Genomic DNA, 26,043 nt, shown 5'->3' with positions numbered 1-26,043 from the left:
CTCATGACTGACTACGACCTCCGGAAGAAGCTGGAGACGGCGCTTCGGGCACGGGCCGGACAGGCGCGCACCGAGCATCCGCTCTCGTACGCGCAGAGCTCATTGTTGACGCTGCATCAGATGGACCCGGACAGCGCGTCCTACAACGTCGCCCTCACCGCCCGGTTCACGGGCGGATTCGACTCCGCCGCGTTCCACCGCGCGCTGCAGTCGCTCGTTGGGCGGCACGCGGCGCTGCGGACCACCTTCGGCCGGGCGGGCGCCGACGACGGGGACGGACCCGCGGGCCGTCAGATCGTTCACGGCTGGCTCGAACCCGACTTCGCCGAGCTGGACGCGCGTCAGTGGACCGAAGGAGAACTCCAGGAGGCAGTGCGTGCCGCCTATCGCGAGCCGTTCGCCCTCGTGACCGGGTCGCCCCTTCGAGCGCGGGCATACCGGGTGGCGCCCGGAGAAGCGGTCGTTCTGCTGGCAGCCCATCATGTGGTGTGCGACTTCTGGTCGCTCGGCACCATGCTGGCCGAACTCGAGCAGCTCTACGCCGCCGAGGTCGAACGGCGCCCGGCGGGGCTGCCCGGGCGCAACAATCCGTACAGCGACTTCGTCGCGTATCAGCGTGCGCTGATCGCCGACGACCGGGGCGCCCGGGCCCGCGCCTACTGGCACGCCCAGCTGTCCGGTCAGTTGGAGCCGACCGAATGGCCCCGGTTCGATCTGGACCCGGCGGACGCCGACGGCGGCGGTTCGCTCATGTTCCCCATCCCCGCGGACCTTGCCGCGGACGTGTTCGCGCTGGCCAAGGCGGAAGCGGTCACACCCTACGTGGTGTTGCTGACGGCTTTTCAGGTCATGGTCGGCCGCTACACCGGCCGGCGGGACGTGCTCGTCGGGAGCCCGTTCGCCGGCCGTACCGACCCGGCGCTGACCGAATGCGTCGGGAACTTCATGAACCCCGTCGTGCTGCGTGCGGACCTGAGCGACGCGGTCTCGTTCCGCGAGCAGCTCGGCCGGACCCGCCGCACCGTCGCCGAGGCGTTCGAGCACCAGGACTATCCGTTCGAGCTGCTCGTCAGCGAGCTGGCACCGCGCCGGGCGGACGGCCGCAACCCGATCTTCCAGACGATGTTCATCTATCAGAAGTCCGGTCGGCATCCGGCGCACGCCGCCCTCCACGTGGCCGACGAAGGCGCGTCCCCGGCCGCCTGGGCCGGACTGACCGCGGCGCCGTTCCCGCTGGACAAGCAGGACAACCAGCTCGAGCTCATGCTCGAAGTGGTCCACGACGGCGACCGGCTCGTCGCGGTGCTCAAGTACCGCAAGTCCGTCTTCTCCGCCGCCGCGGCCGGCCGTGCCGCCGAGCACTACACGACGCTGTTGCGGGCCGCGGTCGCCGGCCCGGACCGCAGTGTGACGGACCTGCCGATCCTGAGCGAGGCCGGGCACGGCGTCGACCGGCACCCCGTGCCGGTGTCCGTCGCGTCGGACGACAGCTTGGCGGCCCGCTTCCGGCAGGCCGCGGAGCAGCACGCCGATCGAACGGCGGTGCGCTGCGATGGCGACCGGCTCACGTATGCCGAGCTCGACGAGCTGGCCGGGCGCTGGACGGCCCGGCTGCGGGCCGAGGGCGTCGGGCCGGGCAGCCGGGTCGCCCTCCTGCTCGAGCCCTCCCTCGACACGGTGACCGCGATCGTGGCGGTCCAGCGGGCCCAGGCGGCCTACGTGGTCCTGGACCCGTCGCATCCCGCGGCATGGCGGCGGACGGTGCTCGAGGACAGCGGAGCGCACGTGGTGCTCACCCAGCCGGACCTGGCCGGTCTGCTGGACGGTGCCGCGGTGCCGGTCCTGGTCATGCCGCAGGCCGAGCTGCCGCCGGTCGGCGAGCCCGGCGATCTGCCGCGCGCCGGCGACGTGGCCTGCACCGTCTACGCCTCCGGCTCGACCGGGACGCCCACGGGGATCGACATCGAGCACGGCAATGTCCTGACGCTGCTGGAGTCGATGCGTGAGCACGTCGTCATCGACGAGACCGCGGTCGGGGCGTTCCTCCACCCGGCCGGTTCCGATCTGTCGCTGTGGGGCACCCTGCTGGCCGGGGCGTGCCTGGTCGTCGTGCCGTCGGGGGCGGCCCGATCGCCCGACCTCTTCCACACGCTGCTCGTCGAGGAACGGGTCACACACCTGGTCCGGACCCCCTCCGCCCTGCACGGCCTGTCCGCCGTGGTCCGGCGCACCGGGACCCAGGGTTTGGCGCTGAGGCACGTCTTCTCGTGCGGCGAGCCCCTGCCCGCGCCGCTCGCCCGGACCGTCCACGAGTGGTGCGGGACGCTGTGGAACATGTACGGCTCGGCCGAGACCACGCTCTGGGCCACCGCGCAGCCCGTCCGGCCCGAAGACTGCGCGGGAACCATCGTGCCGGTCGGACTCCCGTTGGCGAACGCCCGGGTCCACGTCCTCGACGAGTACGGGCAGCCCGTGCCGCCGGAGTTCACCGGCGAACTGCACATCGGCGGACAGTGCGTCAGCCGGGGTTACCTCAACCAGCCGCAGCTGACGAAGGAACGCTTCCTCGACAGCCCGCTCGAACCGCGGGGCCGGCTGTACCGCACCGGCGATCTGGCGCGGGTCAACACCCGGGGGCAACTGGAGATCCTGGGACGTGTCGACAACCAGGTGCGGATCAGCGGGTTCCGGGTCGAGTTGGAAGGCGTGGAAGCCCAGCTGGACCAGGTGCCCGGTGTCAAAAGGTCGACGGCGTTGGTCGTCGGCGCGGGCGGCGACGACCAACGCCTCGTCGCCTGCGTGATTCCCGAGCCGGGGTCGAACCTGACGGAAGGTGCCCTGAGAGCGGAGTTGCGTTCCACGCTGCCGCCTCACATGGTGCCCACCGCGATCGGGTTCGTCGACGCCTTCCCGCTCGACGCCGGTCGGAAGGTCGACCGCGCGCGACTGGCCGAGCGGTTCGCGAGCGTGCCCGCGCGAACCGGCGCCACCGTGGCGCCGAGCGACCGCGAGCGCCGGGTGACGGCCGTCTGGCAGCAGGTGCTGCAGCGCCAGGACATCGGCCGCGAGGACAACTTCTTCGACCTCGGCGGCAACTCCATGCTGCTGATGCAAGTCTACGAACTGCTCGCCGACGACGCCGCGGACCCGCCGTTGAAGGGGTCCGAGCTGTTCCGCTATCCGACCGTGGCCAGTCTGGCCGCGCGCCTCGGCCGGGCCGATGCCGCGACCGCCGACGTCGGCGGAGGCGGGGGCGGAGCCGGAGGCAGGGGCCGCGACCGGGATCGGGCGTCGAGCCGACGCATCCGACCGGCGGGCGACACGGTCCGCGACGCGCGCCTGCGGGCCCGGGAACGGGGCGGGAAGAATGCCTGACGCCGACGAGATCGACGTGACGATCCGGCCGAACGACGTGGCCGTGATCGGGATGTGCGGCCGGTTTCCCGGCGCCCCCGACGTGGACACGTTCTGGAGCCGACTGCGGGCCGGGGACGAGCTGCTGACCACCTACACCGACGATGAACTCCTCGCGGCCGGTGTGCCCGAGCGGGTGGTGCGCGATCCGCGTTACGTCCGGCGAGCGGCCGTCCTGCCCGACGCCTTCGACTTCGACCCCGAGTTCTTCGGCTATACCCGGCGCGAGGCGAAGCTGATCGATCCCCAGCAGCGGATCATGCTGGAGGTCGCGTCGGAACTGCTCGACACCATCGGCTACTCCGGCGGGGCCGGTGATCAGGCGGTCGGGGTGTTCGCCGGCGCGGCGATGAACACGTACCTGACGAACGTCGTCGCCCGGTCCTGCGACCTGCTGACCTACGACGGCATCGAGCTCATGGTCGCCAACGACAAGGACTATCTGACCACGCGGATCTCCTACAAGCTGGGCCTGAAGGGGCCGAGCGTCGCCGTGCAGACCGCCTGTTCGACCTCGCTGGTCGCGGTGCACGTGGCCGCTCAGAGCCTGATCGCGGGGGAATGCGACATCGCGCTGGCCGGTGGCGTCTCGGTGATCGCCAACGCGTATCCGGGCTATGTGTACCGCGAGGGGATGATGTTCTCCCCGGACGGCCGGTGCCGTCCCTTCGACGCGGACGCCGACGGCACCACGTTCGGCGACGGCGTCGGCCTGGTGGCGTTGAAGCGGCTGGCCGAGGCGATCGAGGACGGCGACCGGATCCTGGCCGTGCTGAAGGGATCGGCGGTCAACAACGACGGGTCCGACAAGATCGGCTACACCGCTCCGAGCGTCGAAGGGCAGCGGGCGGTGATCAGCGAGGCGCACGCGGTCGCCGGGGTGGACAGCGACAGCATCACGTACGTCGAGGCGCACGGGACCGCGACCGCCCTGGGCGACCCCATCGAGTTCACCGCTCTCAGCGAAGCCTTCGCCGACGGTGGCGCCCGGCCCGGGCAGTGCGCGCTGGGCTCGGCCAAGGCGAATGTCGGGCACCTGGCCGCCGCCGCCGGGATCACCGGGTTCATCAAGACGGTGCTGGCCCTGCAGCACCGGGAGATCCCCGGTCACCCGACCTTCACCCGGCCCAACCCGGAGATCGAGCTGGCCGGTAGCCCGTTCCACATCAACACTCTGCCGATTGCGTGGCAGCCGGGCCCGACCCCGCGGCGGGCCGCGGTCAGCTCGTTCGCCATCGGCGGCACCAACGCGCACGTCGTGCTGGAGGAGGCGCCAACGCTGCCCGCGCGGCCGACGCCGGACGCCGGTCCCCGGCTGCTCGCGGTGAGCGCCAAGAACGACCGGGCGCTGTGCGAGCTGGCCGGCCGGCTGGCCGACGTGCTGGCGCGGCCGGACGCCCCCGACCTCGCCGACACCGACTACACGCTGCGGGCCGGCCGGCGCGGGTTCGCGCATCGCCGCGCGGTCGTCGCGCACGACCACGCCACCGCCGTGGCCGGACTACGGGCGATCGCCGCGGGGGCCGCGGCGGGGCCGCCGGCGGAGGCCGCCCCGGCCGTGTCGTTCTTGTTCGGCGAGGTCCCGGTCGAGGATTTCCGGGTGCTGGCCGAGCGAGTGCCGGCCGTGGCCGAGATCGCGCAGCGGTCCACCGACAGCGTCCTGATCGGCGCGCAGAGTCCGCCGGCCGCACAGACGACCGCCGGACTGGTGCTTGCGACGCTGTGGGCCGAATCCGGCGCGCGGCCCGACGCGGTCGGCGGCGCCGGAGCCGGTGAAGTCCTCGCGGCCTGCTTCAGCGGGGTCCTCGACGAGACCGAGGCGCTGGCTCTGCTGTCCTGGCGGGCCGGGCTGCTCGACGGCCCGCCGGCGGTGCGGCCGCGGGTCCCGCGTGTCCCGATCCTGTCGGCCGTCGTGGGCGGCGAGCTGCCCGAGTCGCGAGCCCTCGACCCGCTGCACTGGACCCGGGACGTGTGGGAGGGCGGCCGGCTGGCCGCGGCCTTCGGGGGCCGGACCGAGGACGGGGCGACGGTGGTCGTCATCGGAACCCCGGCCGAACCGCTGCCGGGCGACTTCGGCCCGGACGGCGGCTCCGAGTCGTCACCGGTGGCGAGGCTGCTCCACGACGCGGCCCGACTGTGGACCGCGGGTGTGCCGGTGGACTGGTCCGACTGGTCCGGCCAGGAGCCCCACCGGGTCCCGCTGCCGGCACATCCGCTGCATCGCAGCAGGCTGCGGCTGGACGAACCGGACCAGGCGCCGCCGGCGGCCCCCGCCGGCCCGCCGCGCGGCGAGGAGCTGAAGCGGCTGCTGGCGAAGCTGTGGACCGAGGTGCTGCGCACCGAGGTCGACCGTTATGACCAGAGCATCTTCGACATCGACGACGACTCGATGCTCGCCGTGCGGCTCGCCCGCCGGATCGGGACGGAGCTCGGCGTCCCCCTGCCGACGATCGATCTGCTGAAGAACCCGACGATCGACCGCCTGGCGGCGCACCTGGACCGGGTCGGCTGACATGAACCACGAGGAGAACACCGTGGAGCCACTGCTCCCAGAGGTCGTCGCGATGATCGGCGGCTACTTCGACATCCGGCCGGACGCGCTGGATCCGGACGTCTCGTTCGCCGAACTCGGTGCGGACTCGATGGCGCTGCTCGGCATGCTGCGGCTGGTCGAGGAACGCTTCGGCTGCAAGGTCTCGCTCCGGCAGCTGTTCGGCGACCTCCACACGCCGGCCGCGCTGGCGGCGCACCTGGCGGCGAACGCGTCGGCCGGTACGCCGCCGGAGGCCACGGCGCCCCCGGCCGCCGGTGCCGTGATCGCCGCGGCCGTCGACGTACCGCGGACCTTCGCACCCGCGCCGGTGGCACCGGTCTCGGCCGACACCCTTCCGGTGCCCGGAGCCACGACGGCCGTCGAGCGGCTGATCACCGAACAGCTCGCCGTCATGCGAAGCCAGCTCGAACTCCTGGCGGGCGGTACCGCCTCGGGCGCCGGACCGGTCGTCGTCGAACCGGCGCCGGCAGCCCGTCCGGCAGGGCGACCGGCCTCATCCCGGCAGGCCGCCCCGCTCGCACCCGGTGCGCGCGGCGGAGCCGGCCTCGTGGAGTCGGAGCAACGTGCCCGGTATCTCAAGGTCCTGGCCCAGCGGTTCGGCAGCAGGACGAAGGGCTCGAAGGAGTTCGCCCAGCGGTTCCGCCCGCTGATCGCCGACAGCCGCTCGTCCATCGGCTTCCGGCCGACGACCAAGGAGATGCTGTACCCGATCGTCGCCGAACGCGGACAAGGCGCGCGGCTGTGGGACGTCGACGGCAACGAGTACGTCGACCTCACCATGGGTTGGGGCGTCCACCTCCTCGGTCACAACCCGCCCGCCGTCATGGCGGCCCTGCGCGAGCGGCTGGACCTCGGGTACGTCATCGCCTCGCGCACCGAGGCGGTCGAGGAGGTCGCCGCCGGCCTGATCGAACTCACCGGCATGGAGCGGGTCGCCTTCCTGAACACCGGCACCGAAGCGGTCATGACCGCCCTGCGCATGGCCCGGACCGCGACCGGCCGCGACGATGTCGTGGTCTTCTCCACGGCCTACCACGGTCACGCGGACAGCGTGCTCGCGGCGGCCTCCTCCGAGAACGGAGTGCGGACCACCCGGCCGATCACCTCGGGCATCCCGGCGCGCGCGGTGGAGAACGTGCACGTGCTCGAATTCGGCACCGACGAGGCCCTGGAGTTCATCGACAGGCACGGTCCGCGGCTCGCCGCGGTGATGACCGAGCCGGTGACCCTGCGCACCCCCGGAGTGCAGAACCCCGAGTTCCTGCGCCGGGTTCGGGAGATCACCCACCGGCACGGCACGAAGCTGATCTTCGACGAGATGGTGACCGGCTTCCGCTGCCACCCGGCCGGTGTCCAGGGGCTCTACGGCATCGAGGCCGACCTGGCCACGTACGGCAAGATCATCGGCGGCGGCATGCCGATCGGCGTGATCGCCGGCCGGGGCGGGATCATGGACACGATCGACGGCGGCGTGTGGGACTTCGGCGACGACTCCCGCCCGACCGCGGAGTCCACCTTCTTCGCCGGCACGTTCTCCCAGCATCCGATGACCATGGTGGCGGCCCGGGCGGTTCTGAACCACCTTCGCGGCGAGGGCCCGGCCCTGCAGCGGGACCTCGATCGCAAGACCGAGGTGTTCGTCGACGGGCTGAACGCCGACTTCCGCGAGCTCGACGTGCCGATCGAGGTCCGCCGGTTCTCCTCGCTCTTCCGGTTCGAGCACGAACAGAACATGGACCCGCTGTACTTCAACCTGCTCGACCGCGGCGTGTTCGTCTGGGAGCTGCGCAACTTCTTCCTGTCCACGGCGCACGAGCAGGCCGACCTCGACCACATCCGGGCAGCGGTCCGCGACTCGGTCACCGAGCTGCGGGAGCACGGTGTGCTCGGCCCCGGCGGGGCGGCCCCGGCCGGTGCCGTGGTGCCGCCGCCCGCGCCGCGCAGCACCCTCGCGCAGCGGCAGCAGGCGGCACTGGACGAGGGTGGCGTGCCGGCGTATCAGATGTCCGTCGGCTTCTGGCTCGACGGTCGGCTGGACCGGGACGCGCTGCGCGGCGCCGTCCAGGGCCTGGTCGCGCGGCACGAGACCTTGCGGACCACGCTCGCCGCCGATGGCGTGACGCTCGTCGTGCGTCCTGCCGCGGAGACGGTCCTGGACGAGGTTCTGACCGAACACGTCTGCCCGGATGACGACGACCTCGACCGCTTCCGGCAGTCCTGGGCCGAGCAACGGCTCGACCTCGCGGCCGGGCCGGTGTTCCGCGCCGCGATCGTGCGGACCGCTCCGGAGCGGCATCTGCTGCTGATCTCCGGGGCGCACGCCGCGGTGGACGGCTGGTCGTTCAGCGTCCTGGTCGACGACCTCGTCGCGCTGTACAACGCCGGCTGTCAGGATGTCCGGCCCCTGCTGCCGCCCGCGGTGCAGTTCCGGGACTACGTCGCGTGGCACGAGCGGGTCGTCGGCGGCCCCGACACAGCCGAGCACCGGGACCACTGGCGCACTCTGCTCCAGGGCGCGGCGGCTCCGGAGCTGCCCGGGTCCGGAACGTCCGGGCCCTTCCCCTACAGGGCCGTGCGGCACAGCGTCCAGCTCGACTCCGAGTTCTGCGACCGGATGCGCGACACCGCCCGAGAGCAGGGCGCGACGGTGTTCGCCTACCTGATCGCGGCCTGGGGCGCCGTGCTGCACCAGGTGACGGGGCAGGACGACATCGTCGTCCCGGTCCTGGCGGCCCGCCGCCCGCCGGAGCTGGACCAGGTGGTCGGGTACTGCTCGAACCTGCTGCCGCTGCGTCTGCGACGGACGGTGGACGTCCTGGCCGCGGACTACGTGGCCGAGGTCATGGAACACCTCGTGACCGGGCTCGAGAGCCAGGACCACCCGTTCGCCGACCTGATCGCGGAGCTCGCGCCCGGAACCGGCTTGCGCGCCGACCTGCTCGCGACGTCCGTCTCGTTCTACCGCCGCGTGGCGGCGCCCCCGATGGACGGGCTCACGGTGTCGGACGCCGACCCGCTGCCGATCGTTCACACCGGCCACCCCCTGGCGCTGAACATCATCGAGAGCGCGGACGGCTTCCGGTGCGACTTCGAGATCGCGACGGACATCGTCGCCCCCGACCTCGCCGCCGACGTCGCGCGCCGCTACCAGAACCTGCTCGCCAACCTGGTCGCGCACGGCGAGCGCCCACTGGCCCAGCTGGACGGGCCCGACCATGACGACCTCTGAGCACCACCTCCGACACGACCACATCAGCCCTCGGACATACGGGAGCCGCAAGACCATGATCACAGCAGGCCTGAAGCTGACGCAGAGCGGCGGCATCGCGATCCTCGACGAGGACCGTCTGGTGTTCAACGTCGAGATGCAGAAGATCGCCAACGGCGCCCGGTACAGCAACGTCGACGAACTCGACGACCTGGTCGGCGTCATGGACAAGTTCGGCCTCAAGGTCGGCGACGTCGGCACATGGGCGTTGGACGGCTGGGACGGCGCCGCCGGCGGGCACGTCAACGTGCTCGCCGGCGGGATCCGGACCGAGGTCCTGGTCGCCCCCTACCGGGAGACCGACCTGGTGCCCGACCCTGGGATGCCGGGCCATCGCGGCCGGATAACGATCGGCGGCCAGGCGCTGGACTACGACAGCTACGTCCACGTCGCCGGCCACCTGGCCTCGGCCTACTGCACCAGCCCGTTCGCGCGCCGCGGCGAGCCGTCGATGGTGCTGGTCTGGGACGGCGGCTGCTTCCCGCGGCTGTACTGCGTGGACGCCGACGGCCGGATCGAGGCCGGCGGCGAGGCGTTCCCGCTCATCGGCCACACCTACTCGATGACCTCGCAGTACTGGGGCCCGTTCAAGCGGCAGAACAAGTCGAGGAACGTCGACGACCTCTCCGTGGCCGGGAAGATGATGGCGTACATCGCCCTGGGCACCTCGCGGGAGCGGATCAAGCAGGTCTTCCGCGAGGAGTTCTTCGAGTTCTTCGACGCCGACTCGCCGCGGGTGCGGGAGTACCGGCGGGCCATCATCGGGTGCGGCAGCACCGGTGAGCCGTCGCACGCCTACGTGCACCAGTTCCTCTCCGCCGTGCAGTCCCGCACCGCCGCGCTCGGGTTCTCCGACGAGGACGTGCTGGCCAGCGTCCACGCGTTCCTCGAGGAACTGCTGATCGACCGGGTGACCAAGAAGATCCAGGCGTGGAAGGGCGGCGGCGCCTGGAACCTGTGCTTCGCCGGCGGCTGCGCGCTGAACATCAAGTGGAACAGCGCCCTGCGCTCCCACCCGACGATCAAGGCCATGTGGGTGCCGCCGTTCCCGGACGACTCCGGCGTCGCCATCGGCACGGCCTGCCTGGCCGCGGCCGGCGGCTCGGGGCTCCGGCCGATCCAGTGGGGCGCCCGGCTGGGCCCGGCTCTCGAACCGACGCCGGACGTGCCGCGCGGCTGGAGCACGTCGCCCTGCACGCCGGAGGAACTGGCCCAGATCCTGCACACCACAGGCCAGCCCGCGGTCGTGCTCGACGGCCGTGCCGAACTGGGACCCCGCGCGCTCGGCGGACGCAGCATCATCGCACCGGCGGTCGAGACGTCGATGAAGAGGCTCCTGAACGACGTGAAGACCCGGGAGCATTACCGACCGGTCGCGCCCATCTGCCTGGAAGAGCATGCCCCGACCGTCTTCGACCCGGGCACGCCGGACCCGTACATGCTGTTCGAACACTGGGTCCGTCCCGAGTGGATCGACCGCGTCCCGGCCGTCATGCACCTGGACGGCACCGCACGGCTGCAGACCGTCAACGCGTCCGACGACCCGAACCTGCACGCCATCCTGCGCGAGTACTACAAGTGCAGCGGCATCCCGGTCCTGTGCAACACGAGCGCGAACTACAACGGCCGCAGCTTCTTCCCCGACGTCGCGTCGGCGATCGAGTGGGGCCAGCTCGACCTGGTGTGGAGCGAGGGCGTCCTGTACCGGCGGGAAGACTCGGCGTTCTGAGGGGGCGTTTGATCCGGGCAGTTTGCCGTTCAGGCCTTAGCCTGCGCGTTTCACTTGCAGCGGTGTCCGGATCATGAGCGGGAACGTGAAAGTGCCTTCTGCGCTGGGGAGATGAGGCTTGTCAAAGGTTTCTGTCAGCCCAGCGGGAAGGCACTTTCCACGTGCACAGCACCGGGTCGGATCCCCGGCTCGTCGTCGCGACCGACGGGCGTGGGGAAGCCGCCTGGCCGCAGGCCGACGGGATCCGCGACGGTATCCCCGTTTCTCGCCCGGGCGGACGTGAACTGCCGGGCCTGGTAGTGGACATCGACGCCACCCTGGTCACCTGCCACTCCGAGGCGGAGAACGCGGCACCGACCTACGCTGCCGGCCGATCCGGACCGGCCGGTCATTCCGGCGATGCGGCCCAACCTCGGCGAGGCGCTCGACTTCCTGCCCGGACAGCACTCCGACCTGGCGTCGGGCGGCCGGCACCGGCCGGCCGCCGGCCCCGGTGCCTACGAGCTGGTCAACGACGAAACGGCAAAGCCCAGATGACACCTCAGCACACCCAGAAGAAGCCGACCCTGATCGTCGTCCACGACCGGGAGGGAACGCCCCCGTCCCAGGTGGCCCTCCCCCTGGGCTGGGCGGAGTGCGTCTTCGTGATCCCCGCCGCCGACGCCTCCCACGGGATCGCCTCGATCCTCGCCGCCTTCGGTGAGGTGGTGGAGATGGACCTGGACGCGGTCGAGGAGACGGCCGAACGGCTGCGCACGTACGGTCCCGACGGCATCATCACCTACAGCGAGCAGCTGCAGCGGGTCACTGCGCACCTGGCGGAGCTGCTCGAACTCCGCTACCACACACGGCAGATGGCGGAGCTGCTGACCGACAAGTGGCAGCAGCGGGCGGCACTGCGCGAGGCCGGGGTGGACTCGGTGCGCACCGCGCTGATCCACACCGAGGCGGACTGGGCGGCCGCCGCCGCGCACGTCGGCTTCCCCGCTGTGCTGAAGCCCGTCCACGGGGTCGCCAGCGGCAATACCTTCCACGTCCCGGACGAGGCCACTGGGCTCGGCCACCTGCGCTCGGTGCTGGCGCTGGACCGGCCGGGGCTGATCCAGGGCGGCGGCCTGGTGCTGGAGGAGTACCTGGTGGGCCGCCCGACCGAGCCGTTCGGTGACTACGTGTCGGTGGAGATCGCTGTGGTCGACGGCGATCTGACCACCGTCGGCGTCACAGGAAAGCCGCCGCTGGTACCGCCGTTCCGCGAGACCGGCCGGTTCTGGCCGTCCCCGTTCGGCCGGGCGGAGGACGAGGAGTTCACGGCCCTCGCCCGGAGCGCGGTGGCGGCCCTCGGGATCCGCACCGGCATCACCCACACCGAACTCAAGGTCACCCCGCAGGGGCCACGCTTGATCGAGGTCAACGGCCGTCTCGGCGGCGGCATCCAGGAGCTCTCGCTCAGTGCAATGGATCTCGACCTGACCGGGTACGCCGCCCGCATCGCGCTCGGCGAGACGGCCCCGCCGCGGCTGGTCCCGGTGGAGGGGGTGCACTTCCAGCTCATCCTGCTCGCGCCGCAGCGGTCCTGCGAGGTCGTCGCGATCGAGGGGGCGAAGGAGGTGCGGGCCCTGGACGGGGTGAGCAACTGCCGGTTCTACGTGAGGCCCGGTCAGACCCTGGACGGCGGAGTCGCCACCAAAGCGGTGGGCGTCGTCGGCGGTGTCGTTCCCGACCACGACGCGTACATCGCACTGGTCGAGCGGATCAACTCGCTGATGCGGCTGGGCTTCGCGTTCGAGGGGGAGCCGCAGCCCCGCTTCGTCAACGGCGCCGAGCTGTCCTCGCTGTAGGTCGACGCGGTACCGACGCACCCGAAGCACGACGAAGGGTTGAAGATCACGGCTCACGAGCCACCTGCCGCACCGGCGGCGAACCCGTTCGGAACCCCACCATCCGCGGCGTGTGCGCCGCCGCGCAGGCCGATCGCTCGTCGGCCCGGCCTGCGGTGACGGACCTCCTCTCGCCGGAAGACCGCGCCAAGGTGCCGGCCGGGGTCCAGGAGGTCATCACTGCCTCCAGCACGGCCGGACATACGAGGAGACGAAAGCATTTCCCATTCCGCCCGCACAAGACCGATCTGCCGCCGCCGCTTGACGCTTGTCCGCGTGGGATGTCTTGTCCCCGGCGACCGCGTCGGGTCGGGTGCGGGGACGACCGACCGGCCCGCGGACCCGCAATTTCTTGAGCACGGGGATGAACTGCGGACTGTCGGCAGCCTGCCCCTCGGTCAGCACGAACACTGGCGGGCGGCACTTTCACTCGCCGGCAACATGGCTCTTGCTGGTCTGCCCGCCTCTGGAGCGCCCGAGCGGCGCGGTCTTCAGGCGAGGATTGCGCCGCCGCCGGGCAGGTCGTCGCTCTTCGCGTTCTGGATCATCTGCGGCGTCCTGTCGGTCTTGTTCCTCCGGGCCGCCCCTTTTCGCCGGGCCTTCTCCGCCTCGTCGGCGGCTTTCTCCAGGGCCGCCAGGGCGTCGGGGCCCAGGTGCATCCCGGCGGAGTCGGGGTGAGCCCGAAGTGTGGTGGAATCCACGCCGACCAGCGACAAGTCCACCTCGCCCCGCCTCGCGGCCTCCGCGATCGCGCCCTCCACCAGGGCTTCGAAGACGCCCGCGTCACGCCACTGCCGGAAGCGATCGGAGACGGTCGACCACGCACCGAACTCCGACGGCATCTCCCGCCACTGCCCTCCGGTCTTGAACCGCCAGATCACGCCCTCGAACTGCCTCCGCAGTCGCTCCGGGTACGGACCGTACTCGCCGACCGGCAGGTACGGCTCGATGAACTCCCGTTCCGCATCAGTCAGTTGCACTCGCGTCGCGCGACATGATCTACCCGATCAGGCCTCGCCATGAGGGCGAACCCCACAGATTGATCACGACCCGATACCTGCCCTGGTCAGGCACAGGCCAGGGCGACGGTGCCGAGGGCGTGGGAGTTCGCCGCGGACGCCCGGAACCCCGACCGCGGTTTTCCGCGCGGAGCCGGACATCACATGTGATTCCGCACCGTGAATTCCAGGTCGGACGCGATCTGGTTGATCATTTCGGTGGTGCCGGCAGGGTCGAAGAAGTGCCCGCCGGACACCTTGGTCAAGTTGAACGCCGCTGAGGTTTCCCGGTACCAGTCCCGCATGAGCTCGGGTGGTGCTTCCGTATCGTCCATGCCGGTGAAAGCACGCAGCGGCACCGCCAGCGGCAGCCCGCTTCGCGGCGGGCAGGTGCCGACGACGGTGAGGTCGGCGCGGACGGTTGGCAGGTACATGTCCAGCAACTCTTTGCTGTCGAAGATCTCCGCGGCTGTGCCGCCGAGCTCACGCAGGTAGGCGATCAGCATGTCATCCGACTCGTTCCAGCCACGCACCGGCCGGCCTCGGGAAGGAGCACAACTGCTCGCGGAGAACATGTGCGAGGGCTGCGGCAGGCCGCGCTCGCGCAACAGGTGCGACACCGCCAAGGCCACACGCGCGCCCATGCTGAATCCGAAACAGGCATACGGCGGATTCAGCTCTCCGGCCATCGCGTCGGCAATGGCCTCGGCCAGCGGTCGCATGTCCCGGAAGGGTTGCTCCGCGAAGCGGTTCTCGCGGCCAGGCAGCTGTACGGCCACCACCTCGACGTACGGCGGAAGCAGGGATTGCCAGTCTCGGAATGAGGCGGCACTGCCACCCGCGTAGTGGAAGCAGAACAGGCGCAGTGCCCTGGATTCGTAGGCCGGACCGAACCGCCGGAACCACTTGGCCTCTGGCCCGCGCCGTGACTGAGCAGCCATCTAGGCCCCCTTCGCACCCATCCTGGCGGCGAACAGTTCGAACAACTCGGGTGGTCCGTCAAGGAACCGGTAATGCGCCCCCGGAAGCACGTGGTGATCCGTATCTCCGCACCGGTTCCAGCCACTCATTGTGTGGTGCTGGACTTCGCGGTCCTCGGTCCAGCCAATGGTCGTGATCGGCGTGGTCAGCCTGACGGGGTCGGGGACGACGTACCGTTTGTTGACCTCGATGTCGGCACGCAAGATTTCCAGCGCCAGTTCGAGCACATCCGGGCTCGGGTTCCCGCCGCGTTCTTCGATCATGATGCGGAGCTCGTCGGTCAGCCCATCGTCATCGAGTTCCAGGAACCGTCCGGTCGGGCCGTCCTGCGGCGCCACCTGTGAGGAGACGAACAAATGGCCCGGAACAGCCAAGCCTGTCGCCTCGACCTGGACGGCTGCCTGGTATGCCGCCAAAGCCGAGCCGCAGTGCCCGAAGAAGCCGTACGGCCGGTCGAGGTAAGGCGCCAGGCCGGCCACAAGGTCCACGGCCAACTCTTCGTAGGTGGTCGGCGCCTTTTCGCGCATCCGGTTCGCGCGTCCGGGTAGTTGTACCGGGACGAGTTCGACACCGCCGATGCTGGACGGCCAACGATTGTACATCCCCGCGCCGGTGCCCGAGTACGGGATACAGAATATCCGGGCGGTGGCCAGCGGATCGGGCCGGCGCAGCAGCCAAGGATTCATGCCCTTCATGAACTTCTCCCTCTGGTGCGCCGCTTCGCGGTTATTGGGATGTGCTTGAAGCCCGAAACAAAGTTCGACCGCAGTCGTTCCGTCGGTCCGGCGGCCTGAAAATCATCGAATCGTTCGAACAACTCGCTGAACAGGATACGAAGGGTCAAGCGCGCGAGCGAGTGACCGACGCAGTAGTGCGGCCCCACCCCGAAGGCGAGGTGCTTGTTGGGCTTGCGCCTCAGATTGAAAACCTCGGCGTCGGGGAACGCCTTGTCGTCACGGTTGGCCGCACCGAGCCATACCACCACCGCATCTCCGGCGGCGATCGGCGTATTGTGCATGACCACGTCCTGGGTGGCATAGCGCAGGAAGTGATTAACCGGCGACGCCCAGCGCAGGGCCTCCTCGGTGGCGGTCGCGTCGACCTCGGGGTGCGCGGCCCAGTCAGCAAGAACGTCCGTACCGATGAACTCGGCCATGACGAAGTTGGGTGAATGCGGGGTGGTGACGTTCGCACCGAGCAACAAGCTGTAACAGTTGGAGATGATCTCCCCCGGGGACATGTGGCGCCCCTCGAAAGTGGTCCCGATCAATACGCTGAGCAAATCGTCGGTGGGGTTGGCGCGCCGGAACTCCACGAGGTCTTGAAAATAGGCGAACAGCTCGCGGTGCGCGTTCTCCAGAGTGGCGGCCTTGCCATCTGGGCCTTGATACTCCGGATCGTCGGCGGCAATGCAGACCGTTGTCAGCCGGCTCAGCCACGACCAGTCCCGCCGCGGGATGCCCATCAGTGTGCCGCTGACGGCCATGGGAAGAGCCAGAGTGGCTTGAGCGAAGTCGAAGACTCCTCCGTCGCCGAGTGGTTCGATCAGTTCGACCAACAGACTTGTGATCATGTCGCGCTGCCGGTCGACAGCGCGCGCGGTGAGCGCCTTCTGGAGCCGGACCCGCATCTCGGTGTGCCGGGGTGGGTCGGTTACGGCGAGCTGCCGTCCACCCGCAGGGTCGTCGTGTCCGAGCAGGTCCACAAGAGTGCCACGTTCGGAGGTGAAGACGGCCCAGTCACGCAGGACGCGATCGGCGTCGTCGTAGGAAACGACCGACCAGAATCCGTTGTCGTTGTCCACCTGCTGCCAGTGCAGGGTGTCCAAGGCACGCAGGCGACGCCAGATCGCCGGAGCATCCCCGTCGCTGTACAGCATCGGATCAACGAGGTCGAGTCCGCCGTTGTGGACCGGGCAGCCCGATATTCGCGCCGAGTGGGTGGAGCTAGACGTCGTCACGAGTGATCTCCCGGCTGAGGTCGGCGATCTGAGCGGCCAACTCGCCGATGGTCGGTTGCAGGTACAGGGTCCGGGCGGCCAGCTTGACCTGGAACTCCCGCTGCATCTGGCTGAGCAGCTCCGCGGCGAGCAGTGAGTGCCCGCCGAGTTCGAAGAAGTCGTCCTCGACCCCGATCGGCTCCACGTTCAGCGCCTCACCCCACAACTCCGTCAGGCGTTGTTCGAGGCCGTCGCGGGCCGGGACGTACTCGTTCCAAACCGAACGCGCGATGGCGCTACTGGCCGGCAGCGCCCGGCGATCCACCTTGCCGCTGACCGTCAGTGGAAGCGCGTCGCGGACCAAGATCGCGGCTGGCAGCGAGTACGCGGGCAAAGTCGTGGCCAGATGGGTCCGCAGGCGGACCGCGAGATCGGCGTGGTTTTGCGCCGCCCCGCCTCGTGCCTCGACGTACGCGATGAGCCGAGCATCCCCCGAGGGGTCGCGCTGCGCCACGACGGCGGCCAGCCGCACGTCCGGATGAGCCAGCAACTCGGTCTCGACGGCGCCGGGCTCCACCCGGTATCCGCGGACTTTGACCTGGCCATCGCCCCGGCCATGGAAGAGCAGCGTGCCGTCCTCGGTCCAACTGGCCAGGTCACCGGTCCGGTACATGCGCCGGCCCGGCTGGTCGGCGAACGGGTCTGGAAGGAAGCGCTCGGCGGTGGCCGCGGGGTCGCCTACGTAACCGAGCGCGACACCCTCGCCACCGGCCCACAGCTCGCCGCGCACACCGATCGGAACCAACCGCATCTGGGAGTCCATGACGGCGACCGAAGTCCCGGCGATCGGCCGGCCGATCGGCACCGGATCTCCACCGGTCGGGCCGTCGGCGACCCAGCATGTCGTGAAGGTGGTGTTCTCGGTGGGACCGTAACCGTTGGTGAACGTCAGGCCGGGCTGGGCAGCCAGCAGATGGTTCAGGTGAGCTGGAGAAATCACGTCGCCGCCGGCGATCAGCCGTCGGACGTCGGCCAGCGCCTGCGGCCGGGCGGCGACGAACTGGTGGAAGAGCCCGGCAGTCAGCCAAAGCACGCTGACCCTCTCGGCGGCCAGGGTGTCGGCGAGGGTATCAGTGTCCATCGGCCCGGGCGGGAGGACCGCCAACCGCGCGCCGTGGACAAGGGGGGTCCACAACTCGAGGGTGGAGGCGTCGAAGGCCGGCGGTGCCGCCTGCAGGAAGACGTCGCCGGGCATGGGGTCGAGCCAATCGGGGTCGGCGACCAGGCGGCTGACGGCGCGGTGCGGCACCAAAACACCCCGGGGCTGACCCGTAGTGCCCGAAGTGAAGGAGATATAGGCCGGAGATTCGTGATGGAGGTCAGGAAGCGTCGGCGGTACGGTCGTACCCGCCGCGCTGTCGAACGGGATGGCCCGCACGCTGTCGGGCAACCCGACGGCCAGGTCCGGATCGGTCACAGCGACGCGCACATCGGCGGCGGCCAATAGTCGGTGCACCCGCTCGGTCGGATCGTTGAGATCCACAGCCAGGTACGCGCCACCGGCACGAAGCACGCCGAGCAGGGCGATCACAGCTTCGGGGGAGCGGGGCATGAGGACGGCGACGACCGAGCCGGTGCGAACCCCCGCCGTGTGGAGTTCTGCGGCCAGGGCGCCAGATCGGTCCATCAGCTCGCGATACGTGACGTGGTCGCCTCCCCGGCTGAGCGCGACGGCGTCGGGAGTCGACGCGGCTCGCTCGGCGATCAGCACCGGCACCGGACGCAGCTCCTTCGCCGGTGGACCGGCCATGAAGCCGCGCACTTTCGCTTCGTCGGCTTCGGTCAGCAGATCGAGCCGGCTCAGACAGAGGTCCGGCTGCGCCGCCGCTCGCCGCTGCGCGGCGAGCGGCGTGTCACCTGCCGGCCGTACGGTCAGCGCTGCCCCGGCTTCTTCAGTGTCCGCGTCGGTGGCCAAGACCTCGACGTCCACCGATCGTGCGTCACCGTAGTAGTCCACCTCGGGCGGCGCCGCGTCCCACTCCGCCGCTACCCGCTCGGCCAGAGCGACGAGCGTCGGATCGCCTGAGACATCCACCTCCAGCGGTCCACGTACCCCGTCCGCGTCCCGATACAGAACGCTTATCCGCTCGCCGCCCGTCCGCCGGTGAATTGCCGCGACCACTGTCGCGATCGTCGTAGCCGCGCTGGTCATTGGAACCTCCCGATCGCCCGCACTGCCAAGCGGTTGAAGCCAAACATGAAGTTGGAACGCAGCCGTGAAGTCAGGGTTTGCTCCTGGTCTGAGATGGTCGGCTGGTCCGCGTAGACCGCGGCGTTCCGCCCGAACAGTGGGATGGCGCTGGATTTGCTCACGGATAACTCTTTTTTGTTCTGAGCGCTAGATTTTTGAAGATGATGCGGACGGCGCGGGGTATTCCAAGTTCTCGCTTATCCCAAGAGGGTCCGCACGCTACTGGCCACCAGTGCGTCCGTAGGGTTGCGGAACTCGTTTTTACTGCGGTTCATCGCCCATGGCCCTGATCAGGCCGGCCGGCCTCATGTCCGTCCAGTGCGCGGAAACGTATGCAAGGCAGTTCTTGCGAGATTCCTGGCCGTACACCACCTTCCAGCCGGCTGGCACCGGGCTGAAGGCGGGCCACAGCGAATGCTGGTTCTCGTCGTTCACCAGAACCAGGCATGCGCCTTCTTCATCGTCGAACGGATTTGCCACGGATTCTCCTGATGAATCGATCAATCAGTCGTCAGCGTAACAGTGACGATAACCAGCCGTCATCGTTGCGGCAGCTGAGTAATTGGCCTCGCATCGGGTGTGTCTCGCCGGCGAGACACCGGCGTCGGTGTAATGGAATATTGCTATTCCTGATCGCCGCCGGAACGAAGGCAGGCGGCGATGGCGGCGCGGCGAGCTGCTGCCTGCCGCGCCACCCAGGTGGACAGCCCTTAGAGCTCGAACCGAGCTCAGCTCATGCAGGCACGGCCCCGCCGGTCATGTCGCCGAGCGCCACCACGATCTTCCGCGGCCCGGTGAAGGGACTGCGTGAGTGCGCGACCAGCATGTTGTCGATGACGAGGACGTCACCCTCCTGCCAGGAGAAGGCGACCGACTCCCGGTCCATCAGGTCGCGGACCTCGTCCACCAGGGCGTCGTCGATGACAGTGCCGTCGCCCCACAAGACGTTGCGCGGCATCCCCTGATCGCCGCACATCTCCAGCAGCGTGGAGCGCGTTTCCGGGTCCAGCGACGACGGGTGGTGCAGCGCCAGCTGGTTGAAGAACACGGCCTCGCCGGTCGTCGGGTGGCGCAGCACCGCATCCGCCTGACGCGAGGTCCGCAGGCCCCCGTCCGGCGTCCACTCGAAGCTCGTCCCCTCCGCGGCGCACTTGCGCTCGACCTCGGCGGGATCGTCGGTTCCGAAGAAGCGCGACCAGCTGACGTCGACGCCTTCGATGAAGTTGCGGACATAGCGGAGCTTCTTGGTGGCGAAGAGTTCGACCAGCTCCGGACGCATCCGGGCGAGAACCGTCCGGCAGTCGACGATCGGCGTCTGGCCACCGGACTGCGGGGCCACGATGCACGAGAAGAACTGACGCATCGGCCACTGCGGCAGATGCGAGCTCTCGTTGTGGAACAGGATCGAGAGGTCTTCCGGATACGGCGTCGACTTGTATACGCGGGCCGACTCACCCTCTCGCGGAAGGTCCCCGTATTCAGGGAAGAGGGTGCCGCAGATCGCCGAGGCGGCCTGTTCGAACTTCTCCACGGAACCGGCGTGGAACCCCCGGAGCAGGACCGCTCCGTGCCGCAGCAGCCGTGCTTCGAGTTCCTCCCGGTTCGCGCGCAGCCAGCCGGGCAGATCGACGCCGGGACCGGCCGGCGTGATGAGGGCGGGGGTGGTCGGTGACTCCGGCAGGAAGCCGATGTTCACCGAATCTCCGGCGGGTACCCGCACCTGTCGCCGAGTCGCGCCCAGCAGGGAGCGCGGTCCCGGTGTCCTGGAAGTCGCGTCGTTCATGTCCTGCTCCTCATCTCCTCGACGGTGAACCCGGCCGTGCTCTGTGTCATGCGTCGATCTTCCGTTGGATCAGCTCGGCGAGTTCCTCCACCGCGGGCTGTCGCATGATGCCGTGGTGGGTGGTTGCCACCGAGGCGAAGCCGAGCTCAGGCCCGACCACCGATCCCCAGCCCCACGTACGGTCCGGAGCCTGCGGCTCATCGGCCGGCTCGGCGCGCACCAGCAGCACCGGGAAGTCGGCTCGGCCCAGTTCGGCCTGCTCCGCCACGAAGTAGCGGTCCAGAGCCGTCATGTTGGTCATGTAGACGTCCAGCAGGGTCCGCAGCTCCGCCTCACCGGAGTCGGGAGGCAGTCGCCCGACGTCCTGCAGGGCCTTGAGCAGTTCCTGATGACCGAGATGCTCGAGCGGCCCCTCCGGCAGGTCCAGCTGGTAGTGGAAGGCGAAGCGGCGCAGGAGATAGTCGGCGGGCTGCCGCGCCAGGGCGTTCTCCGGGTCACCGGGGACGCCGCAGTTGACGATGATCAGCTGCGCCACCTCGCGCCCGGAACGGCGCAGCGCCTGGGCCGTGGCGTAGGCCATGATGCCGCCGAAGCACCAGCCGATGATCACGGGAGCGGCATCGCCGACGGCCGCGATGTTCGCCGCGTACTCCTCGGCCATGGCGGCGAAGTCGTCCTGCGGCGGCCTGCCGTGCAGCCCCCAGGCCTCGATGCCGTAGACCGACCGGTCCGCCGGTATCAGCCGGGCCAGCTCCCAGTAGCTGAGCGTGTTGCCGCCGCCGGGGTGGACGCAGAAGACCGGGGCCTGCTCGTGCGGTCCGCGGGCGGCGCGCAGCGGTACCAGGTTGGAGTCCTGGACATCGCTCCCGCGCACCAGCTCCGCCATCGTCGTGACGGTCGGGGCGCTGAACACCGTGGACATCGGCAGGCGCAGGCCGAAGGCGTTGTTGATCTGGGCCATGAGCTTGATCGCACGCAGCGACTGTCCCCCGAACTCGAAGAAGTCCGCGTCGGGGGAGGAGATGTCCTGGTCGAGGATCGAGGACCAGATCGCCAGCAGACGCTGTTCCACCGAGTCGCGCGGCCGGCCGGCCCGGGCCTTCGGCGGCGCGATCGGTGCGAGGGCGCGGCGGTCGAGCTTGCCGTTGCGGGTCAGCGGGAACCGCTCCAGCACCTGCCATCCGGTCGGCACGAGGGCGGCCGGGAGGTCCAGAGCCACGGCTGCCCGCACGTCCTCGACGGAGATGTCCACTCCGCCGGCGGCGGTGAGGTACGCGTCCAGGTGCGTGACGAGTCCGTCGGCGTCCGCGCGCGCCACGACCGCCGCGGCGCCGACGCCGTGACGATCCGCCAGCAGCGTCTCGATCTCGCCGAGCTGTACGCGGTATCCGCGCAGCTTCACCTGGTCGTCGATCCGGCCGAGGATCTCGATGCCGTGGCCGGGCACCAGGCGGCCGAGGTCACCGGTCCGGTGGGCGTCCGCGGTGTCCGCCGTACCGAAGCCCGACTCGCCTTCGCGCAACCGCGCGAGGTAGCCGAGGCCCACGCCGGGCCCGCTGATCAGCACCTCACCGGGGCACCAGGGCGGCAGCGTGGCACCCGCCGCGTCGACCACGGTCAGGACGTTCTCCCCGAGGCCGGAGCCCACCGGGATCGAGGAACAGCGTTCATCGATCGAGGCGGCCGGCGGGAGGCACGCGGCACCCACCGTCGACTCGGTCGGTCCGTAGTGGTTGTACAGGCGCAAGGAGGGCGCGATCTCTCGCAGCCGCTCGTACAACGGACGCGGCAGCAGTTCGCCGCCGAGCACGAGCGCCTCGCTCGGCAGCAGCGCGAGCGGATCGGCGGCCTCGGCCAGCAGCGCCGAAAGGTGCGAGGGAACCAGCTTCATCGCGGCCGCGGGGTTCGCCCGGAACCACTCGGTGAGAGCCGCGGGGCTGGTGGCGGTCTCGGTGGGGATGAGCTGGACGCAGCCACCGCCGGCCAGGGTCGGGAAGACCGCCGTGTAGGCCAGGTCGGCGGCGAGGGTGGAGACCGCCGCGAACTCGGCGCCCTCGGACAGGGCGAGCGTCCCGCCGATCGCCGAGGCGTAGTGCGCCAGCTGCTCGTGCCCGATGACGACGCCCTTGGGAAGCCCCGAGGTGCCCGACGTGAAGATCACATAGGCGGCGCCCGTGGCCGCCGCGCCGGAAGTCACCGCGCGCCCCGGGTCGACGACCGCGTCGGCCGTGCACACGATGCGGACGGAGGCCTGGTGATCGGCCTTCGGATCGGGGGTGAGCAGCAGCGCGGGGTCGGCCTCCCGCAGGATCGTCTCGATCCGCTGCTGCGGCCACGTGGGGTCGAGGGGGACGAACGCCGCGCCGGCGAGCCAGACGCCGAGCATCGCGACGACCGTTTCCGCCGAGGCGGGGACGAACAGCGCGACCCGCTGCCCGGCCCGCACGCCGTGCTCGCGCAGCAGGTGCGCCACCGCGTCCGCGCCCTGCGCCGCGTCCCGGTAGGACACGACGGTCTCGCCGCAGCGCAGCGCGGGCCGCGCGGGCGTGCGCTCCGCCTGCGCGAGGAAGCGGTCGAGCACCGAGGCGTACGACGCGCGGGGCCCGGCCTCGGCGTTCGGCGCGGCCGGCGCGGTGAGGCGCAGGCCGCCGACGGCGCGCTCCGTGTCACCGGAGAGCAGATCGGTCAGCTGATGTCCGAACGCCTCCGCGACGAGGTCCACGTCGGCCTGGGCGACGCGGCCCGCGCCGCCGACGAAGGTCAGGCGCAGGCTCCGCGCCCCGCGCACGCAGTCGAGGTGCAGCGCACCAGGAGCCTCGTGGGCGGACGCATCGGCCGAGACTTCCTCGGCCCACCGGTCGAGGCGGTGCCGGTACGAGAGCGGGCGGACGTCCGCCGCAGGGTGTGCGGAGGCCGCGGTCCCCGGGTCGATCCGGTTCTCGATCGCCGCCACGGAGCGGAGCGCGTCCTGCGACGCCTGGAGCGCGTCGGCGACCGGGGTGTCCGCGCCGATCTCCAGCCGCACCGGTACCGGACGCTCCAACAGGCCGAGCACGTTCTCCAGGCCTTCCGTGGACCGGCCGTCGGCCAGCACCAGCACCTGGCCGTCGGCGTCGCGGCAGTACCGGCCGTACAGCGAGCGCCAGAGAGCCAGCAGCACCGCCGCCTCGCTCACGCCGCACCGTCCGGTGAGTTCGCCCAGCCGTTCCAGAGCCGGCCCCTCGACGACGGCCGAGGCGCTCACCGGCTCGGCGGCCGGGTCCCGGAGGGCGACCGGAGTGAGGAAGGGCAGCGCCGAGGACGGCTTCGATGACTGCCGCGCCACCTCGTCGGCCACCGGTGGCTGCGCCGACTCGTCCAACACTTCGGCGAGCCAGGCGGCGACATCGGCGTACTGCAGCACCGTCGCCCCGGCCTCGGCGACCGCGTCCTCCAGCAGCAGGTCGACAAGCAGGGCCCAGGAAGCGTCGTCGACACTCAACCGCGGCAGGGTGAGCACCAGCCGCGTGCCGTCCGGACCGAGCTCGTGCTCGACGGTCAGCGCGCCGGCCCGGAACACGGTGCGATCCGTTCCCGACCGCTCGACCGCGACCGGGCCCACCGGATCCACGACCTGGACGAGCGTGGGCAGCCCCGCGAACTCGGTGTACCGCGTCCGCAGGCTCTCGTGCGTGGCGACCGCCGTCGCGATCCGGGCCTCCAGATCCGGCACCGGTATCCGCGTGGCGGTGCGGACGGTGCGCACCGCCGTACTCCGGGCCTCGCCCGACCGGGCGAGCTGTTGCGGGGAGAGCTGATAGCCCTCCTCCTGCCAGGTCTCGACGCTCGTCATGACGACTGCTCCTGAACGGTCGGGCCGGGTTCCGGCGCGGGGGCCGAGTCGGAATCGGTGGAGGACGCCCCGAGGCTGCGTACCGTCCGCACGGGTGAGAACAGCAGGGCGAGGGAGGCCAGGAACGTCCCGCTCGCGGCCAGCACCACAGCCGTCCGCAGTCCGGTTCCGGAGGCGAGCGCACCGCCGAGCAGCGAGCCGAGCGAGAACGCACCCAAGGCGCAGGTACGGGCCGTGGCGTTCACCCGCCCGAGCAGCTCGTCCGGGGTGGAGACCTGCCGGAAGCTGACCACCGTCACGTTGAAGATGGGAATGCTGAACTGGACGACGAAGGAGGAGGCCGCGACGGCGGCGACCGCCGCCGGCGAGTGGCCGTGTACGGCCGCGAGGAGGAGATATCCCATCCCGGGCAGCGCCATCGTCAGGATCAGTGTCGGGCCGACGCCGAACCGTTCGGTCAGCCGGCCGACCAGGAGGACGCCGACCAGGGCGCCGATGCTGCCGACCGCGAGGACCAGGCCGATCTGCTTCGATCCCATGCCGAGCACCCGGAGCATGTAGAGGAAGAACACCGACGTCAGGGCGCCGGAGAACAGGTTGATGATCAGCGCGGCCGTGGTGAACCAGCGCAGCAGCGGGTGCCGCACGATCGCGGCGAATCCCTCACGGATCGAGGCCCACACCGAGAGGTTCTCCGCCCCGGGCTGAGGCTTCGGCGCCTCGTCGGCCGGCAGTCCCGCCACCGTGAGGAAGGACAGGACGTAGGTCGCCGCGTCCACAGCGATCGCCACCGGTGCGCTGAGCGCGCTGACCAGCAGGCCCGCCGCGCCCGGCCCCACGACCTGCGCCGTCGAGCCCGACAGTTCCAGCTTCGCGTTCGCCTCGCCGAGCCGGTCCCGGCCGATCAGACCGGGTGTGTAGGACTGGGTGGCGAGGTCGAAGAACATCCTCATCACGCCGACGACGAAGACCACGACGAAGAGCTGGGCGATGTTCAACACATCGAGCCAGTAGGCGACGGGGACCCAGGCGAGGACCACGGCACGCACGACATCGGCGACGATCATCACGGACCGGCGCGCGCGGCGGTCCAGCATCACGCCGGCGAAGAGGCCGAAGAGCAGGAACGGCAGCGTCTCGAGGGCGACGAGCACGCCGGCTTCCATCGGCGTCGCGTGGAGCAGCAGAACCGCGGTCAGCGGCATCGCGACGTAGGTGATCGGGGAACCGAGCATCGAGGCCGACTGACCTGTCCACAGCAGCACGAAGTTCCGCTGGCGGAACAGCGAAGCCGGCTTCTTGCCGGTGCTCGCGACATCCTGGCTCATCAACGCCACACCGCCTCAGGGGTCTTGGCTCCCGGTCGGGGGCGCAGGGTCTCGGCGCGTTGGTCCATCACAGTCTTCCTATCGGGTCG

At 70.3% G+C, this 26,043-nt stretch carries 15 protein-coding genes and 1 pseudogene; 6 read left to right on the top strand and 10 right to left on the bottom strand.

Translation table 11 applies throughout. The annotated features are described in order from the left end of the window. Positions 1-3: 3 nt before the first annotated feature. The 6 genes from AB8A24_RS19580 to AB8A24_RS19555 all read left to right on the top strand — a co-directional run bounded on the left by AB8A24_RS19580 (position 4) and on the right by AB8A24_RS19555 (position 12,803). Complete coding sequence (locus AB8A24_RS19580) at positions 4-3,375, top strand: amino acid adenylation domain-containing protein (RefSeq protein WP_328961304.1); 3,372 nt, start codon at positions 4-6, stop codon at positions 3,373-3,375. Next, positions 3,368-5,926 (top strand): type I polyketide synthase, encoded by a 2,559-nt coding sequence (locus AB8A24_RS19575; RefSeq protein ID WP_369476864.1) that lies wholly within the window; start codon positions 3,368-3,370, stop codon positions 5,924-5,926. The genes AB8A24_RS19580 and AB8A24_RS19575 overlap by 8 nt, the downstream gene beginning before the upstream one ends. Position 5,927: 1 nt before the next feature. Then, positions 5,928-9,197 (top strand): aminotransferase class III-fold pyridoxal phosphate-dependent enzyme, encoded by a 3,270-nt coding sequence (locus tag AB8A24_RS19570; RefSeq protein ID WP_369476862.1) that lies wholly within the window; start codon positions 5,928-5,930, stop codon positions 9,195-9,197. A 55-nt stretch (positions 9,198-9,252) separates the two neighbouring features. Beyond that, positions 9,253-10,965: a carbamoyltransferase N-terminal domain-containing protein gene (locus AB8A24_RS19565; RefSeq protein WP_328961301.1), complete on the top strand. Its 1,713-nt coding sequence runs from the start codon at positions 9,253-9,255 to the stop codon at positions 10,963-10,965. A 399-nt stretch (positions 10,966-11,364) separates the two neighbouring features. Continuing rightward, the gene (locus AB8A24_RS19560) at positions 11,365-11,502 is read left to right on the top strand and encodes a hypothetical protein (RefSeq protein WP_328961300.1); all 138 of its coding nucleotides are present in this window, start codon (positions 11,365-11,367) and stop codon (positions 11,500-11,502) included. Further along, entirely contained in the window at positions 11,499-12,803 is a 1,305-nt protein-coding gene (locus AB8A24_RS19555; RefSeq protein ID WP_328961299.1) for a ligase, read from the top strand. The genes AB8A24_RS19560 and AB8A24_RS19555 overlap by 4 nt, the downstream gene beginning before the upstream one ends. 324 nt (positions 12,804-13,127) lie before the next feature. On the opposite strand, the pseudogene AB8A24_RS19550 reads toward AB8A24_RS19555, so the two are convergent. The 10 genes and pseudogenes from AB8A24_RS19550 to AB8A24_RS19505 all read right to left on the bottom strand — a co-directional run. Further along, positions 13,128-13,822: pseudogene (locus AB8A24_RS19550) on the bottom strand (hypothetical protein); the annotation flags it as partial. 179 nt (positions 13,823-14,001) lie between these two features. Next, entirely contained in the window at positions 14,002-14,781 is a 780-nt protein-coding gene (locus tag AB8A24_RS19545; RefSeq protein WP_328961298.1) for an alpha/beta fold hydrolase, read from the bottom strand. Beyond that, a complete protein-coding gene (locus tag AB8A24_RS19540) occupies positions 14,782-15,516 on the bottom strand; it encodes a thioesterase domain-containing protein (RefSeq protein WP_328961297.1) in 735 nt (244 codons plus the stop codon). Beyond that, positions 15,513-16,781 (bottom strand): cytochrome P450, encoded by a 1,269-nt coding sequence (locus AB8A24_RS19535; protein ID WP_328961296.1) that lies wholly within the window; start codon positions 16,779-16,781, stop codon positions 15,513-15,515. The genes AB8A24_RS19540 and AB8A24_RS19535 overlap by 4 nt, the downstream gene beginning before the upstream one ends. Further along, positions 16,768-18,972, bottom strand: a complete 2,205-nt coding sequence (locus AB8A24_RS19530; RefSeq protein WP_369476858.1) for an amino acid adenylation domain-containing protein — start codon at positions 18,970-18,972, stop codon at positions 16,768-16,770. Before AB8A24_RS19530 ends, AB8A24_RS19535 begins: the two co-directional genes overlap by 14 nt. Next, positions 18,969-19,133: a hypothetical protein gene (locus AB8A24_RS19525; protein ID WP_328961294.1), complete on the bottom strand. Its 165-nt coding sequence runs from the start codon at positions 19,131-19,133 to the stop codon at positions 18,969-18,971. The genes AB8A24_RS19530 and AB8A24_RS19525 overlap by 4 nt, the downstream gene beginning before the upstream one ends. A gap of 139 nt (positions 19,134-19,272) precedes the next feature. Continuing rightward, entirely contained in the window at positions 19,273-19,491 is a 219-nt protein-coding gene (locus AB8A24_RS19520) for an MbtH family protein (RefSeq protein ID WP_328961293.1), read from the bottom strand. A gap of 253 nt (positions 19,492-19,744) precedes the next feature. Continuing rightward, entirely contained in the window at positions 19,745-20,794 is a 1,050-nt protein-coding gene (locus AB8A24_RS19515) for a TauD/TfdA family dioxygenase (protein ID WP_328961292.1), read from the bottom strand. Between the two features lie 46 nt (positions 20,795-20,840). Next, positions 20,841-24,626 (bottom strand): amino acid adenylation domain-containing protein, encoded by a 3,786-nt coding sequence (locus tag AB8A24_RS19510; protein ID WP_328961291.1) that lies wholly within the window; start codon positions 24,624-24,626, stop codon positions 20,841-20,843. Further along, on the bottom strand, positions 24,623-25,954 hold the full coding sequence (locus AB8A24_RS19505) for an MFS transporter (RefSeq protein ID WP_328961290.1): 1,332 nt from the start codon (positions 25,952-25,954) through the stop codon (positions 24,623-24,625). The genes AB8A24_RS19510 and AB8A24_RS19505 overlap by 4 nt, the downstream gene beginning before the upstream one ends. Positions 25,955-26,043 lie beyond the last annotated feature (89 nt).

The organism is Streptomyces sp. BF23-19, from assembly GCF_041106355.1.
Classification (GTDB): Bacteria; Actinomycetota; Actinomycetes; order Streptomycetales; family Streptomycetaceae; genus Streptomyces; species Streptomyces virginiae_A.
Note: the sequence above shows the minus strand (reverse complement) of the source record. Positions and strands in the feature narration are given on the sequence as shown.

Bases quoted from the DNA above. Each gene is read 5' to 3' on its own strand.
- AB8A24_RS19515 (WP_328961292.1), bottom strand. From the start codon at position 20,794: ATGAACGACGCGACTTCCAGGACACCGGGACCGCGCTCCCTGCTGGGC.
- AB8A24_RS19580 (WP_328961304.1), top strand. From the start codon at position 4: ATGACTGACTACGACCTCCGGAAGAAGCTGGAGACGGCGCTTCGGGCA.
- AB8A24_RS19540 (WP_328961297.1), bottom strand. From the start codon at position 15,516: ATGAAGGGCATGAATCCTTGGCTGCTGCGCCGGCCCGATCCGCTGGCC.
- AB8A24_RS19560 (WP_328961300.1), top strand. From the start codon at position 11,365: ATGCGGCCCAACCTCGGCGAGGCGCTCGACTTCCTGCCCGGACAGCAC.
- AB8A24_RS19555 (WP_328961299.1), top strand. From the start codon at position 11,499: ATGACACCTCAGCACACCCAGAAGAAGCCGACCCTGATCGTCGTCCAC.
- AB8A24_RS19505 (WP_328961290.1), bottom strand. From the start codon at position 25,954: ATGAGCCAGGATGTCGCGAGCACCGGCAAGAAGCCGGCTTCGCTGTTC.
- AB8A24_RS19530 (WP_369476858.1), bottom strand. From the start codon at position 18,972: ATGACCAGCGCGGCTACGACGATCGCGACAGTGGTCGCGGCAATTCAC.
- AB8A24_RS19545 (WP_328961298.1), bottom strand. From the start codon at position 14,781: ATGGCTGCTCAGTCACGGCGCGGGCCAGAGGCCAAGTGGTTCCGGCGG.
- AB8A24_RS19570 (WP_369476862.1), top strand. From the start codon at position 5,928: ATGAACCACGAGGAGAACACCGTGGAGCCACTGCTCCCAGAGGTCGTC.
- AB8A24_RS19565 (WP_328961301.1), top strand. From the start codon at position 9,253: ATGATCACAGCAGGCCTGAAGCTGACGCAGAGCGGCGGCATCGCGATC.
- AB8A24_RS19510 (WP_328961291.1), bottom strand. From the start codon at position 24,626: ATGACGAGCGTCGAGACCTGGCAGGAGGAGGGCTATCAGCTCTCCCCG.
- AB8A24_RS19575 (WP_369476864.1), top strand. From the start codon at position 3,368: ATGCCTGACGCCGACGAGATCGACGTGACGATCCGGCCGAACGACGTG.